Below are 13,141 nucleotides of genomic sequence, written 5' to 3' on the forward strand. Positions count from 1 at the left end.
ATCCCTTCTAACTTGTTGTTTTCGTACGCTGGTTTTTCACCTGGTACATGTTGCGGTCAGCCCTCTCCAGTAATGCTTCCACGGAAGCATTTTCCCACGCCAGAGCAAAGCCAATGCTGAGTGACATCGATGCTTTTTGTCCGTTATGAAGATCAAACGGACGGATAAACTGCTGCGATAGCGCAGCACAAATATGTTGAACCTCAAGTTCAGAGTGCACGCCGTACAGCACCATGGCAAATTCGTCACCGCCAAGGCGGTATGCCTGGTGACGTTTGTCGCCAAACTCCATCATCCTGCTGGCGACTTCAATCAGCACGCAGTCTCCTGCCGCATGTCCCCAGGTGTCGTTAATAAACTTAAAATTATCACCGTCGAGGAAGAGCAGGGCCGAGTTCGTTTTGGCAGAAGGGTCGTTCATTAAGGCCGCAATGCTGTTACGAAACGCCGCGCGGTTGGCAAGACCGGTGAGCGGGTCGTGCATGGCGGTACGCAGCAGTTGGGCGTTTTTCGCCTGGAGCTTGAGTTGCCACTCCTCCATCTCATCCAGAAGGCTGTTGAAGTCCTCACCAAACTGGTGAAACTCTTCGATACGGCCGTCTTTCACCCGGCGGGAGAAGTTACGGTTAGTACGAACGTCATGCACCACGTCGGTGATGTTTTGCAGGGCCGTGACCATCCCGTGATGCAAAGACTGGGTAATAGTGAGCGCGACGATGGTTGCAAAGAGAATACAGCCGGTCAGAACGGCAAACGACATCCAGATGAAATGGCCGATCAGGCTGTCACGCGCGGTAAGGCGAATTTCGCCGATCGTTGCGCCGTTATGCATGATGGGCTGCGCAACCGGTACGGGGAAAAGCCAGCGGCTGACCAGTGCGCCCAGCGTATCGTTGTTGTCCGCCGGGTTCCACGACCAGTAGGCAAACCGCTTTTTATGCGCGTTAATAACCTCGGCCACGGCAAACTGGCCCTGTTTGCCCAGGGCGGCCAGCGTTTCGTTGGCCGCCAGCGAGTCGTTGAACACCAGCGACGCTTCCAGGCTGTGGCTCATTGTTGCGCCGGTTAATTCGAGATTCTTTTGCGCGTATTGTTTTAACGTCACGACGGAAGCAAAACAGAGCAGCAGCCATATTAACGTCATCGTGATGATGACGCTTATCATGCTGTTTCGCCTCAACGTTCTTTTAAACGTCGGACGTGGCGTTGAAGTGAAATCTTTATCCATGCTGCTTATTCCGTGCAAGCATTAATACATCCGGATTGACTCTTACGCCACTGCGCGTCAATGCATCCAGGTTGACGGCGAACCGTACCTGGCCGCGATCGATTATCAGGCAAAAGGCACTGCCAATTACACATTCCGGATTTTGCTCTGAGATTAATAGCAACGCTCTGCCCTGATATTGACTTATTAATTCAAGTTGTTTTGCCGGTGATTCAGACCCGAAATAGATCGCATCGCACGTCGCGGCCAGGGCTTCCTGATCGTTACGTACAATAACGGGAGTATAAGGTAACTCGCTATGCCCCTCATCGCCGCTGAGGGCGTGCGTATAGTGAGAAGTGGCGTAGACGCAGAGTTTAGGCTGCCCGGAAAGTGACGGCCATCGCGTATAGCTCACAATGCCTGAGACAATCGAGCGTACCGATTTATCCGTTTCCGTAAGCGTGCCTGCCGCCGCAGGGCCCACTATAAGGAACAGCGTTAGCACCAGAGTGAGTCGGAAAAAAGAGATCAAGAATAAATTTCTCACCAGAATCCGCCACATCGCTCTGGAAATAGATGTCCTTAAGAGTTGCGGGCAGAATACCATTGTTTATCAGGGCCGTCATTATGTCAGAAATAGCATGAGGCCGACCTAAGCTAAATCCTACTGTTGTTTATTTTCCGGTGGATGAAATTAGATTAATTCAGTCTGCTGGAGCGCATACTTTCATCCATCCCTTGCTGCCATGACGCACGCAGTTTGGCCGCATTTTCGGCTGTATCGCAACTTGCAGGGAAAGATTTGCCGGCTAATCCCCAGGCGTGAATAAACCCTTCTTCGCAGACTTTTTTCTGACCGTCAGCATAGCCGCGAAGATATTCGCTACGATCAACGTGTGTGTCGTTAAAACTATCGGCCAGGGCCTGGTTATCTTTAACCGGCAGGCCATTCATGGCGTCTTCTTTACCTGCATCAAACCAGGATGGGCTGGTCCAGTCGGGCTGGAAGGTATAAGGATTGATCTGACAGCCGGTTAAAAACAGCGACAACAGCGCGAGAGCAATTGAACGCATAGCCATTCTCCTTTTTTCTTCAGCATAGCCTGGCTAAAGAAAACCTGTCTGTAATTTAAAGTTTACGTTTTTATCGGCTTATTTTTTGCAATAAATTGGCATGTGTAAAGTAATGTGTACGTATTTTGGATTGAAATGTTTACTTTTTATGGTATCGTGGTTTCACCTCATTGAGGAAAACAACTATCGCAAACGAGCTTTACAGGATCGCCATCATGCAAAAAGACGCGCTGAACAACGTACATATCACTGACGAACAGGTGTTAATCACTCCGGATCAACTGAAAGCGGAATTTCCGCTGAGCGTCGCGCAGGAGGCTCAGATCGAGCACTCTCGCCAGACCATTTCTGACATTATCGCCGGCCGCGATCCGCGCCTGCTGGTGGTATGCGGTCCTTGCTCCATTCACGATCCTGAAACCGCCATAGAATATGCTCGTCGATTTAAAGCGTTAGCGGAGGAGGTCAGCGATAGCCTCTATCTGGTGATGCGCGTCTATTTTGAGAAGCCACGTACGACCGTCGGCTGGAAAGGGTTGATTAACGATCCGCACATGGATGGCTCGTTTGATGTGGAAGCAGGCCTGAAGATTGCGCGTCGCCTGCTGGTGGAGCTGGTCAGCATGGGGCTGCCGCTGGCAACCGAAGCGCTGGACCCGAACAGCCCGCAGTACCTGGGCGATCTGTTCAGCTGGTCGGCGATTGGTGCGCGTACCACAGAATCGCAAACCCACCGCGAGATGGCGTCTGGCCTGTCGATGCCGGTTGGCTTTAAAAACGGTACCGATGGCAGCCTGGCGACGGCAATCAACGCCATGCGCGCTGCTGCGATGCCGCACCGTTTCGTCGGTATCAATCAGGCGGGCCAGGTATGCCTCCTGCAAACGCAGGGCAACCCGGACGGCCATGTGATCCTGCGCGGCGGGAAAGCACCTAACTACAGCCCGGCGGACGTGGCGCAGTGTGAAAAAGAGATGGAGCAGGCGGGACTGCGCCCGGCACTGATGGTAGATTGCAGCCATGGTAATTCAAATAAAGATTACCGTCGCCAGCCTGCGGTTGCGGAATCCGTGATCGCACAGATCAAAGATGGCAACCGTTCGATTATTGGTCTGATGATTGAGAGCAACATTCATGAAGGCAATCAGTCATCGGAACAACCGCGTAGCGCAATGAAGCACGGCGTCTCCGTGACGGATGCCTGCATCAGCTGGGAAACCACCGATGCGCTGCTGCGTGAGATCCACAAAGATTTGAACGGCCAGCTGGCGACGCGTCTGGCTTAAGAGGTTAGTTATGGTTGCTGAATTGACCGCACTGCGCGATCAAATTGATGAAGTGGATAAGGCGCTGCTGGACCTGCTGGCGCGCCGCATGGCGCTGGTTGCCGAAGTCGGTGAGGTGAAAAGCAAATACGGCCTGCCGATTTACGTCCCGGAGCGCGAAGCCTCAATGCTGGCCTCCCGTCGTAAAGAGGCGCAGGCGCTGGGCGTTTCTCCGGACTTGATTGAAGATGTTCTGCGTCGCGTGATGCGGGAATCCTATTCCAGCGAAAACGACAAAGGCTTTAAAACCCTCTGCCCGTCCCTGCGGCCGGTGGTGATTGTCGGCGGTGCGGGACAGATGGGGCGTCTGTTCGAAAAAATGCTGACGCTTTCTGGGTATCAGGTGCGCATTCTGGAAAAAGAGGACTGGGCGCAGGCACCGGAACTCATGAAGGATGCCGGGATGGTTATCGTCAGCGTGCCGATCCACGTGACGGAGCAGATCGTCGGAAAGCTACCTCCTTTACCGAAAGACTGTATCCTGGTGGATCTGGCCTCCGTCAAAAATGGTCCGCTGCAGGCGATGCTGGCTGCGCATACCGGCCCGGTTCTGGGTCTGCACCCGATGTTTGGACCGGACAGCGGCAGCCTGGCTAAGCAGGTGGTGGTTTACTGCGACGGTCGTCAGCCGGAAGCCTATCAGTGGTTCCTGGAACAGATTCAGGTATGGGGTGCGCGACTGCACCGCATCAGCGCGGTTGAGCACGATCAGAACATGGCGTTCATTCAGGCGCTGCGCCACTTTGCGACGTTTGCCTACGGTCTGCATCTGGCGGAAGAGAACGTGCAGCTTGAACAGCTTCTGGCGCTCTCTTCGCCTATCTATCGTCTGGAGCTGGCGATGGTCGGGCGTCTGTTTGCTCAGGATCCGCAGCTTTACGCGGACATTATTATGTCCTCCGAGAACAACCTGGCGCTCATCAAGCGCTACTATCAGCGCTTTGGTGAAGCCATTACGCTGCTGGAGCACGGAGACAAGCAGGCGTTTATCGACAGCTTCCGCAAGGTCGAGCACTGGTTTGGCGATTACGCTCAGCGTTTCCAGAGTGAGAGCCGGACGCTGTTGCGCCAGGCAAATGACAGTCGCCAGTAATGCGATGATGTATATACTGAAAGCCAGCATTGCTGGCTTTTTTTATTTTGGGGAACTGTCATGGCCGAACCGCAGCTGCTGTTGAATTACACCGGGCATCTGCCTGAATGCCCGACGTGGAGCGCAGAAGAGCACGCGCTCTACTGGGCTGATATTCTGGAAGGGGAGATCCACCGTTACCATCTGTCAACGGCGGAACACACCGTGCTTTCTTTTCACGAGGAGGTGGGCTGTTTCGCGCTGCGAGAGCAGGGTGGTTTTATCGTTGCGATGCGAACGGGTATCTGGCTGACCGATAAACACGGCCTGCTGCGCCGCAAGGTGTGCGATAACCCCTCTAACCCGCAGCTCGCACGTTTTAACGACGGCGGCACCGATTCTCTGGGGCGATTCTATGCGGGCACGTTTTGGGGGCCGGGAGATTACAACGGTGCCCTGTTGATGCGCATCGACAACGACCTGACGCCGAAAGTGATCCAGTGCGATATTCACGGCCACAACGGCTTAGCGTTTAGCCCGGATAATCAATGGATGTTTACTTCTGATACGCCAAATGGCGTTATTTACCGAACGCCGCTTGATGAGCAGGGCGAACCCGGCAGGCGCGAGGTGTTTCGTCAGTTTAAAGAGGGCGAAGGGATACCGGACGGCGCGGCCATGGATGTGGAAGGCTGCTACTGGAGCGCGCTGTTTGACGGCTGGCGTATTGCGCGTTTTTCTCCGCAAGGGGAGCAGCTGGAAGAATACCGCATGCCGGTGCGTTGCCCGACGATGGTCTGCTTTGGCGGCGATGACATGAAAACGCTGTTTATTACCACCACGCGGGAAAATATGGATGCGGACGAGGTGGCGAAGTATCCGCTCTCCGGAGCCATCTTCACCCTGCCGGTGAGCGTGGCAGGGAAGAAGAAAAGCCGGTTTATCGAACGTTAAGCCGGGTCAACAGGGACCACGTTCTCGCTCGGATAGCAGCCCAGCACTTTCATGGAGCGCGTGATCTCGCCCAGTTCGCGCAGGGCTTTCTGCATGGAAGCAGATTCCAGGTTGGCCTGGATATCAAGATAAAACATCTCTTCCCATGGGTTACCGTGGATTGGGCGTGATTCCAGCCTGGTCATGATCAGGTTGTGATTACGCAGCACCAGCAGGGCTTCAACCAGCGCACCGGCCTGTTGGCCGGTCGCCATCAGCAGCGTGGTTTTGGCCGGCACCTGGTCAGACACATTGATTGCCTTGCGTGCCAGCACCACGAAACGGGTGATATTTTGCGTCTGGTTCGCCAGGTTGCGTTCCAGCACCTGTAAACCATACAGCGCCCCGCCTGCTTCGCTGCCGAGCGCGGCGACGGTTGGGGAGTTAGCCTGCGCCACTTTTTCCATCGCCGCCGAGGTGCTTTCGGTGTACTCAATTTTCCAGTTCGGATAGCGGTTCAGGAACTGGCTGCACTGCTGGAACGGCTGTGGATGACTGTAGACCGTTTCGATCTTGCTCAGGTCCGTTGAGCCGGCGACCAGCACGCAGTGATCGATAGGGATCGTCAGTTCGCCAACCAGCGACAGGCTGGTGTGCTGCAGCAAATCGTAAACGTCGTTGATAGCGCCGGAGCTGGTGTTTTCAATCGGTACGACGGCGTAATCCGCCTGGCCGGTCTCAACCTGATTAAATATGTCGGCAAACTTCGCGCAGCCGCTCTCAATAAATTCTTCGAAATGGCGTGCGGCATACTGACGGGCGGCCAGGTGAGAATAAGAGCCTTTCGGACCGAGGAAGGCGATACGCGCAGAGTGCGGATTGGTTTTGTTCAGATGCTGCTGGAGTAACGCTTGCTGAGTGAGAACGGAGTCTTCGATGATGAGCTGGAACAACCGGGTGATGTAGTGGGCATCGAGGTGATGCGCTTTGCCGAGCTGAATGAGACGTTCCAGCAGATCGCGCTCGCGGTCGATATCTCGTACCGGGCGATGGGAGTCCAGCTTGGCTTTGCCCACTTCAACGGCAAGCGCGCGGCGTTCGGCCAGCAGCGCCAGCAGTTTCTCATCCAGCGCGCTGATTTTTACTCGCAGATCCAGTAACGGGTTTTCCGGTGTCATAGTGTTGTCTGTCTCATTTTATCGTTATCAATAAAAAAGGCCCCCCGGTGTGGGAGGCCTTGTTGTTCGTCTTCGCATTCTTTATCACACGACGAAATGCCTCCCGTTCAGGGGAAGGTAAAAAAGAATGCGAAGAAGAACGGCGTAAGTTTCATAAAGTCATCCTGTGATTGATACCGTTAAAGTACCCGCACTGTTTTCACCCTGTCAATAAAAAACAAAAAACGCGCCCGAAGGCGCGTTGGCGGTACACTCAATTTAAAGGATTACTCTTCTTCAACTTCTTCCGCGAAGCTGGCGTCTTTCACCGATGTTGCGGCGCGACGGGCTTCACCTTTGTGTTGCACTTTATTGAGCTGCCGTTCCAGCTTGTTGATCAAATCGTTAATAGCGGTGTACATATCCTCGTGTTTTGCGCTGGCGACCAGATGGCCGTTTGGAGTATTGATAGTTGCGTCAGCGATGAAACCCTGAGGCTCCTTGGACAGGATGATATGTGGATTAATCAAATGAGTTTGCCATTTATCCAGTTTGGCGAGACGGTCTGCGACGTGCTGGCGGATTGCCGGAGTAATTTCCATTTGTTTACTGGTAATGTTCATTGTCATAAATTTTACCTCTTGTCTTTCCGTCTTGGTGATTCCAGCATACCCGACCTAATGTCAAAATGTGTGATTTAGATCACGTTATTTTGTCGGTTTTTGTCAGGGAATCTTTTTTGTGAGGCAGGGCAGGAAGAGGTGAGATTTACCTTGTCGAAGGTAAAAATTGGGGCCATAGTTGACTGGATGTGTTGAGGCTTAAGCGCTTCAGCGACGCGCTAAAATGAATAAAAAAACGGCAGCCTTCGAGCTGCCGTTTTGCATTGAGGCAATATCAGGTGTTGCTGCTGTTCGCGGCGATGATTTTCGCCACTTTTTCAGCCTGAGCGGTCATCTGCATCTGACGGTAAGCATTTTCCATCAGCTTCAGGCCATCGCGCGTTGCCTGAGTATCCGGATAATCACGCAGCATACCTTCTACGCGGTTAACCACGGCAACCCATGCGCCACGACGGGTATAGTATTCCGCTACAGAGTATTCATATTTCGCCAGACGATCTTTCAGGAACACCAGACGTTTGGTGGCGTCAGTCACGTACTGACTGTTCGGATAGCCGCGCACCAGTTTGGAGAAGTCATTGAAGGCATCACGCGCATGCTGCGGGTCACGGTCGGAACGATCCACGCCGAAGAAGCCCTGCAGCGCACTGTCGTCCAGCGCCATGTTGGTGAGGCCGCGCATGTACATCACGTAGTCGATGTTAGGATGAGTCGGGTTCAGACGCATGAAACGATCGATAGTTGCCTGAGCCAGCGGCAGATCGGCATTTTTATAGTATGCGTAGATGAGATCTAACTGTACCTGCTGCGAATATGGACCAAATGGATAGCGATTATCCAACGCTTCCAGTTGCGTTATCGCCTGTTTCCAGTTACCGTCCTGCAACTTTTGTTGTGCAGTCGCATAGATTTCATTCGGCGGATTGTCAGGGACCTGTTCATTTGAACCGGAGCAGCCCACCAAAGCCAGGCTCAACGTGGCCGCTGCCACCAGATATTTCATGCGCGTCATGACGTTTTGACTTTCCTCAAATGTTTGTCCGGGAGAAACTCTGTTCCTGCTCCCGATTAAGACCAGCTACAATAGCACACTATATTAAACGGCAAAGCCGTAAAACCCAACGTTAAACGAAGAAGCAGTTTATGGCACAACGAGTAGAACTCACCGCAACAGTCTCCGAAAATCAGCTCGGTCAACGCTTAGATCAGGCTTTGGCCGAATTGTTCCCTGATTATTCGCGTTCACGCATAAAAGAATGGATCCTTGACCAGCGCGTGCTGGTAAACGGCAAGATCTGGGACAAACCAAAAGAGAAAGTGTTAGGTGGGGAAGCTGTCGCCATCAATGCTGAAATCGAAGAGGAAATCCGCTTCGAGCCGCAGGATATCCCACTGGACATCGTCTATGAAGATGATGACATTCTGGTGATCAACAAGCCGCGCGACCTGGTTGTTCATCCGGGTGCGGGGAACCCTGACGGTACGGTACTTAACGCACTTCTCCATTATTATCCGCCGATCGCGGATGTTCCGCGCGCGGGCATCGTGCACCGTCTGGATAAAGACACCACCGGTTTGATGGTGGTGGCGAAGACCGTTCCTGCTCAGACCCGTCTGGTGGAGTCGCTGCAGCTGCGCGAAATCACCCGCGAGTATGAAGCGGTAGCCATTGGGCATATGACCTCTGGCGGAACGGTGGAAGAGCCAATCAGCCGTCATCCAACTAAACGTACCCATATGTCGGTGCATCCGATGGGTAAACCGGCGGTGACGCACTATCGCATTATGGAGCACTTCCGTATTCATACGCGCCTGCGTCTGCGTCTGGAAACCGGACGTACTCACCAGATCCGCGTGCATATGGCCCACATTACCCATCCGCTGGTAGGGGATCAGGTCTACGGTGGCCGCCCGCGTCCACCTAAAGGCGCATCGGATGAGTTCATCAGCGTATTGCGTAAATTCGATCGTCAGGCGCTGCACGCGACCATGCTGCGTCTTTACCACCCTATCACCGGTATTCAGATGGAGTGGCATGCGCCTATCCCGCAGGATATGGTGGATCTTATCGACGCTATGCGTGCTGATTTCGAAGAACATAAGGATCAAGTGGACTGGTTATGACCAAACTGATTGTCCCGGAGTGGCCATTGCCTGCTGGCGTGGCCGCCTGTAGTTCAACCCGTATTGGCGGTGTTAGCCAGGGCGCGTGGGAGTCTTTGAACCTCGGTGCGCACTGTGGCGACAACCTGGAACATGTTGAAGAGAACCGCAGACGTTTGTTTGCTGCGGGGAACTTGCCGTCAAAACCGGTCTGGCTGGAACAGGTTCATGGTAACGCGGTGCTGAAGTTGACGGGAGAACCCTATGCTTCTAAACGCGCTGATGCCTCTTACAGTAATACTCCGGGAACCGTTTGTGCCGTGATGACCGCCGATTGTCTGCCGGTTCTGCTCTGTAACCGTGCAGGTTCCGAGGTGGCAGCAGCACACGCGGGCTGGCGTGGTCTATGTGAAGGCGTGCTCGAAGAAACAGTCGCCTGCTTTAACGATGAGCCCGCCAATATTATGGCCTGGCTTGGCCCGGCCATTGGTCCTCGCGCTTTCGAAGTGGGGCCAGAGGTTCGCGAAGCCTTTATGGAAAAAGATCCGCAATCGGTTGAAGCCTTCCTGCCTTCGGGGGATAAATATCTGGCCGATATTTACCAGCTCGCCCGCCAGCGTCTGAATAACGTTGGCGTGACGCAGATCTTCGGCGGCGATCGCTGCACATTCACCGAAAAGGGTGATTTTTTCTCCTATCGTCGCGACAAGACCACGGGGCGTATGGCAAGTTTTATTTGGCTGATATAACCTAAAGAATCAAGACGATCCGGTACGTGCCGTTTTCTTTTCACATAATTCAGGTCATTAACCTTGAATAATTGAGGGATGACCTCATTTAATCTCCAGTAGCAAATTTGACCTGTTATGGGAGGAGTTATGCGTCTGGATCGTCTTACTAATAAATTCCAGCTTGCTCTCGCCGATGCCCAGTCCCTCGCACTGGGGCACGACAACCAGTTTATCGAACCTCTTCATTTAATGAGCGCCTTGCTGAATCAGGAAGGGGGATCGGTACGTCCTTTATTAACGTCCGCTGGCATTAATGCTGGCCAGTTACGCACCGCTATCGATCAGGCGCTGAGCCGTTTACCGCAGGTAGAAGGTACCGGCGGCGACGTTCAGCCGTCTCAGGATCTGGTGCGCGTGCTGAACCTTTGCGACAAGCTGGCGCAAAAACGTGGGGACAACTTTATTTCGTCAGAGCTGTTTGTTCTGGCGGCGCTTGAATCACGCGGTACCTTGACCGACCTGCTGAAATCTGCCGGTGCGACCACCGCCAATGTGACTCAGGCTATTGAGAAAATGCGCGGAGGTGAAAGCGTGAACGATCAGGGAGCCGAAGACCAACGTCAGGCTTTGAAGAAATTTACGGTCGATCTGACCGAGCGTGCTGAACAGGGCAAACTTGACCCGGTTATCGGCCGTGATGAAGAAATTCGCCGTACGATTCAGGTACTGCAACGTCGTACCAAGAACAACCCGGTGCTGATTGGTGAACCGGGTGTCGGTAAAACCGCCATCGTTGAAGGGCTGGCGCAGCGTATCGTCAACGGCGAAGTGCCGGAAGGCCTGAAAGGCCGCCGCGTACTGGCGCTGGATATGGGCGCGCTGGTGGCCGGTGCGAAGTATCGCGGTGAGTTCGAAGAACGTCTGAAAGGCGTGCTTAACGACCTGGCGAAGCAGGAAGGCAACGTTATCCTGTTTATCGACGAACTGCACACTATGGTCGGGGCGGGTAAAGCGGACGGCGCGATGGATGCCGGGAACATGCTGAAACCTGCGCTGGCGCGTGGTGAACTTCACTGCGTTGGTGCCACCACGCTTGACGAGTATCGTCAGTACATTGAGAAAGATGCTGCGCTGGAACGTCGCTTCCAGAAAGTGTTTGTTGCTGAGCCAAGCGTTGAAGATACCATCGCGATCCTGCGTGGTCTGAAAGAGCGCTATGAACTGCACCACCACGTGCAGATCACTGACCCGGCTATCGTTGCGGCGGCGACGCTTTCACATCGTTATATCGCCGATCGCCAGCTGCCGGATAAAGCAATCGACCTGATTGATGAAGCGGCTTCGAGCATTCGTATGCAGATTGACTCGAAACCTGAAGAGCTGGACAGGCTCGACCGGCGTATCATTCAGCTCAAGCTGGAACAGCAGGCGCTGAAGAAAGAGTCTGATGAAGCCAGTAAGAAACGCCTGGATATGCTCAATGAAGAACTGGACGATAAAGAGCGCCAGTACTCTGAGCTGGAAGAAGAGTGGAAAGCCGAGAAAGCATCCCTTTCCGGCACTCAGACCATTAAAGCTGAACTTGAACAGGCAAAAATTGCCATTGAGCAGGCTCGCCGTGTCGGCGATCTGGCGCGGATGTCTGAACTGCAGTACGGCAAAATTCCTGAGCTGGAAAAACAGCTTGAGATAGCGACGCAGTCAGAAGGGAAAACGATGCGTCTGTTACGTAATAAAGTGACGGATGCAGAAATCGCGGAAGTGCTTGCTCGCTGGACCGGTATTCCGGTGGCGCGCATGCTGGAAGGCGAGCGTGAAAAACTGCTGCGCATGGAGCAAGATCTCCATAATCGGGTGATTGGCCAGAACGAAGCGGTTGAGGCGGTTTCCAACGCCATTCGCCGTAGCCGCGCAGGGCTGTCCGATCCAAACCGCCCGATTGGTTCGTTCCTGTTCCTGGGGCCAACCGGCGTCGGTAAGACCGAGCTGTGTAAAGCGCTGGCTAACTTTATGTTCGACAGCGACGATGCGATGGTGCGTATCGACATGTCTGAGTTTATGGAGAAACACTCCGTCTCACGTCTGGTCGGTGCGCCTCCGGGATACGTAGGTTATGAAGAAGGTGGTTATCTGACGGAAGCGGTTCGCCGTCGCCCTTATTCCGTCATCCTGCTGGATGAAGTGGAAAAAGCGCACCCGGATGTGTTCAACATTCTGCTTCAGGTCCTGGACGATGGTCGTCTGACCGACGGGCAGGGGAGAACGGTCGACTTCCGTAATACGGTTGTCATCATGACCTCGAACCTGGGTTCCGATTTGATTCAGGAACGTTTCGGTGAACTGGACTATAGCCATATGAAGGATCTGGTGCTCGGTGTCGTCAGCCATAACTTCCGTCCTGAGTTCATCAACCGTATTGATGAAGTTGTGGTATTCCATCCTCTGGGTGAGAAACATATTGCGTCGATTGCACAGATCCAGCTGCAGCGTCTGTACAAACGTCTGGAAGAGCGTGGGTATGAAATTCACATCTCAGACGAGGCCCTGAAGCTGCTGAGTGAGAATGGTTACGATCCGGTGTACGGTGCGCGTCCATTAAAACGTGCTATCCAGCAGCAGATCGAAAACCCGCTGGCGCAGCAGATCCTCTCCGGAGAGTTGATTCCGGGCAAAGTTATCCGTCTGGAAGCCAACGACGATCGCATTGTGGCAGTGCAGTAAGTCACAAAACGCAAAAACGAGCCGCTTGCGGCTCGTTTTTGTTTAAAAACCAGGCGAAAATTGAGGTCTGGAGTAAATATTGCCTGGAAAGTGAGCGGTTAGTAAATAATTTTCACTTTACCCTTGCGGCTTCGGAATAACGCCCTATAATGCGCCTCCACTGACACGGAACAACGGCACACACGCCGCCGG

At 53.6% G+C, this 13,141-nt stretch carries 13 protein-coding genes and 1 other annotated feature; of the genes, 6 read left to right on the plus strand and 7 right to left on the minus strand.

Annotation, left to right across the window (positions count from 1 at the left end; all coding sequences use genetic code 11):
* Nucleotides 1-7: 7 nt before the first annotated feature.
* From dgcN to ADJ24_RS13345, 3 genes are all read right to left on the minus strand, one after another.
* Complete coding sequence (gene dgcN, locus ADJ24_RS13335) at nucleotides 8-1,228, minus strand: diguanylate cyclase DgcN (RefSeq protein ID WP_032667912.1); 1,221 nt, start codon at nucleotides 1,226-1,228, stop codon at nucleotides 8-10.
* A complete protein-coding gene (locus tag ADJ24_RS13340) occupies nucleotides 1,221-1,757 on the minus strand; it encodes a YfiR family protein (RefSeq protein ID WP_023308873.1) in 537 nt (178 codons plus the stop codon). Before ADJ24_RS13340 ends, dgcN begins: the two co-directional genes overlap by 8 nt.
* A 152-nt stretch (nucleotides 1,758-1,909) precedes the next feature.
* Complete coding sequence (locus ADJ24_RS13345) at nucleotides 1,910-2,284, minus strand: DUF2799 domain-containing protein (protein ID WP_023308872.1); 375 nt, start codon at nucleotides 2,282-2,284, stop codon at nucleotides 1,910-1,912.
* 215 nt (nucleotides 2,285-2,499) lie between these two features.
* On the opposite strand from ADJ24_RS13345, the gene aroF reads away from it, so the two are divergent.
* From aroF to ADJ24_RS13360, 3 genes are read left to right on the plus strand one after another with little or no spacing between them, the layout of a single operon-like run.
* Nucleotides 2,500-3,570, plus strand: a complete 1,071-nt coding sequence (aroF, locus tag ADJ24_RS13350; protein WP_023308871.1) for a 3-deoxy-7-phosphoheptulonate synthase AroF — start codon at nucleotides 2,500-2,502, stop codon at nucleotides 3,568-3,570.
* A gap of 10 nt (nucleotides 3,571-3,580) precedes the next feature.
* Entirely contained in the window at nucleotides 3,581-4,702 is a 1,122-nt protein-coding gene (tyrA, locus tag ADJ24_RS13355; RefSeq protein ID WP_023308870.1) for a bifunctional chorismate mutase/prephenate dehydrogenase, read from the plus strand.
* A gap of 60 nt (nucleotides 4,703-4,762) precedes the next feature.
* On the plus strand, nucleotides 4,763-5,635 hold the full coding sequence (locus ADJ24_RS13360; protein ID WP_023308869.1) for an SMP-30/gluconolactonase/LRE family protein: 873 nt from the start codon (nucleotides 4,763-4,765) through the stop codon (nucleotides 5,633-5,635).
* Here the strand turns inward: ADJ24_RS13360 and pheA are convergent.
* From pheA to bamD, 4 genes are all read right to left on the minus strand, one after another.
* Nucleotides 5,632-6,792 (minus strand): bifunctional chorismate mutase/prephenate dehydratase, encoded by a 1,161-nt coding sequence (gene pheA, locus ADJ24_RS13365; RefSeq protein ID WP_023308868.1) that lies wholly within the window; start codon nucleotides 6,790-6,792, stop codon nucleotides 5,632-5,634. The genes ADJ24_RS13360 and pheA overlap by 4 nt on opposite strands.
* A gap of 30 nt (nucleotides 6,793-6,822) precedes the next feature.
* Nucleotides 6,823-6,948, minus strand: a sequence feature (Phe leader region).
* Entirely contained in the window at nucleotides 6,900-6,947 is a 48-nt protein-coding gene (pheL, locus tag ADJ24_RS25090) for a pheA operon leader peptide PheL (protein ID WP_100249759.1), read from the minus strand. (Overlaps the previous feature by 48 nt.)
* A gap of 110 nt (nucleotides 6,949-7,058) precedes the next feature.
* The gene (raiA, locus tag ADJ24_RS13370) at nucleotides 7,059-7,400 is read right to left on the minus strand and encodes a ribosome-associated translation inhibitor RaiA (RefSeq protein ID WP_003863162.1); all 342 of its coding nucleotides are present in this window, start codon (nucleotides 7,398-7,400) and stop codon (nucleotides 7,059-7,061) included.
* A 268-nt stretch (nucleotides 7,401-7,668) separates the two neighbouring features.
* Complete coding sequence (gene bamD / locus ADJ24_RS13375) at nucleotides 7,669-8,406, minus strand: outer membrane protein assembly factor BamD (RefSeq protein ID WP_023308867.1); 738 nt, start codon at nucleotides 8,404-8,406, stop codon at nucleotides 7,669-7,671.
* Nucleotides 8,407-8,537: 131 nt separating this feature from the next.
* Here bamD and rluD point away from each other — a divergent pair, with 131 nt between their 5' ends.
* The 3 genes from rluD to clpB all read left to right on the plus strand — a co-directional run bounded on the left by rluD (nucleotide 8,538) and on the right by clpB (nucleotide 12,949).
* Nucleotides 8,538-9,518, plus strand: coding sequence for a 23S rRNA pseudouridine(1911/1915/1917) synthase RluD (gene rluD, locus ADJ24_RS13380; RefSeq protein WP_023308866.1), 981 nt, complete (start codon nucleotides 8,538-8,540; stop codon nucleotides 9,516-9,518).
* The gene (gene yfiH, locus ADJ24_RS13385) at nucleotides 9,515-10,246 is read left to right on the plus strand and encodes a purine nucleoside phosphorylase YfiH (protein ID WP_023308865.1); all 732 of its coding nucleotides are present in this window, start codon (nucleotides 9,515-9,517) and stop codon (nucleotides 10,244-10,246) included. The genes rluD and yfiH overlap by 4 nt, the downstream gene beginning before the upstream one ends.
* 129 nt (nucleotides 10,247-10,375) lie before the next feature.
* A complete protein-coding gene (clpB, locus tag ADJ24_RS13390; protein WP_023308864.1) occupies nucleotides 10,376-12,949 on the plus strand; it encodes an ATP-dependent chaperone ClpB in 2,574 nt (857 codons plus the stop codon).
* The last annotated feature ends 192 nt before the right edge of the window (nucleotides 12,950-13,141 follow it).

The organism is Enterobacter sp. 940_PEND (assembly GCF_001059415.1).
GTDB lineage: Bacteria > Pseudomonadota > Gammaproteobacteria > Enterobacterales > Enterobacteriaceae > Enterobacter > Enterobacter cloacae_M.

What these genes read in the sequence shown, in the direction of transcription:
- dgcN (WP_032667912.1), bottom strand. Translation starts at nt 1,228, where the DNA reads ATGGATAAAGATTTCACTTCAACGCCACGTCCGACGTTTAAAAGAACG.
- ADJ24_RS13345 (WP_023308872.1), bottom strand. Translation starts at nt 2,284, where the DNA reads ATGCGTTCAATTGCTCTCGCGCTGTTGTCGCTGTTTTTAACCGGCTGT.
- aroF (WP_023308871.1), top strand. Translation starts at nt 2,500, where the DNA reads ATGCAAAAAGACGCGCTGAACAACGTACATATCACTGACGAACAGGTG.
- tyrA (WP_023308870.1), top strand. Translation starts at nt 3,581, where the DNA reads ATGGTTGCTGAATTGACCGCACTGCGCGATCAAATTGATGAAGTGGAT.
- ADJ24_RS13360 (WP_023308869.1), top strand. Translation starts at nt 4,763, where the DNA reads ATGGCCGAACCGCAGCTGCTGTTGAATTACACCGGGCATCTGCCTGAA.
- pheA (WP_023308868.1), bottom strand. Translation starts at nt 6,792, where the DNA reads ATGACACCGGAAAACCCGTTACTGGATCTGCGAGTAAAAATCAGCGCG.
- raiA (WP_003863162.1), bottom strand. Translation starts at nt 7,400, where the DNA reads ATGACAATGAACATTACCAGTAAACAAATGGAAATTACTCCGGCAATC.
- bamD (WP_023308867.1), bottom strand. Translation starts at nt 8,406, where the DNA reads ATGACGCGCATGAAATATCTGGTGGCAGCGGCCACGTTGAGCCTGGCT.
- rluD (WP_023308866.1), top strand. Translation starts at nt 8,538, where the DNA reads ATGGCACAACGAGTAGAACTCACCGCAACAGTCTCCGAAAATCAGCTC.
- yfiH (WP_023308865.1), top strand. Translation starts at nt 9,515, where the DNA reads ATGACCAAACTGATTGTCCCGGAGTGGCCATTGCCTGCTGGCGTGGCC.
- clpB (WP_023308864.1), top strand. Translation starts at nt 10,376, where the DNA reads ATGCGTCTGGATCGTCTTACTAATAAATTCCAGCTTGCTCTCGCCGAT.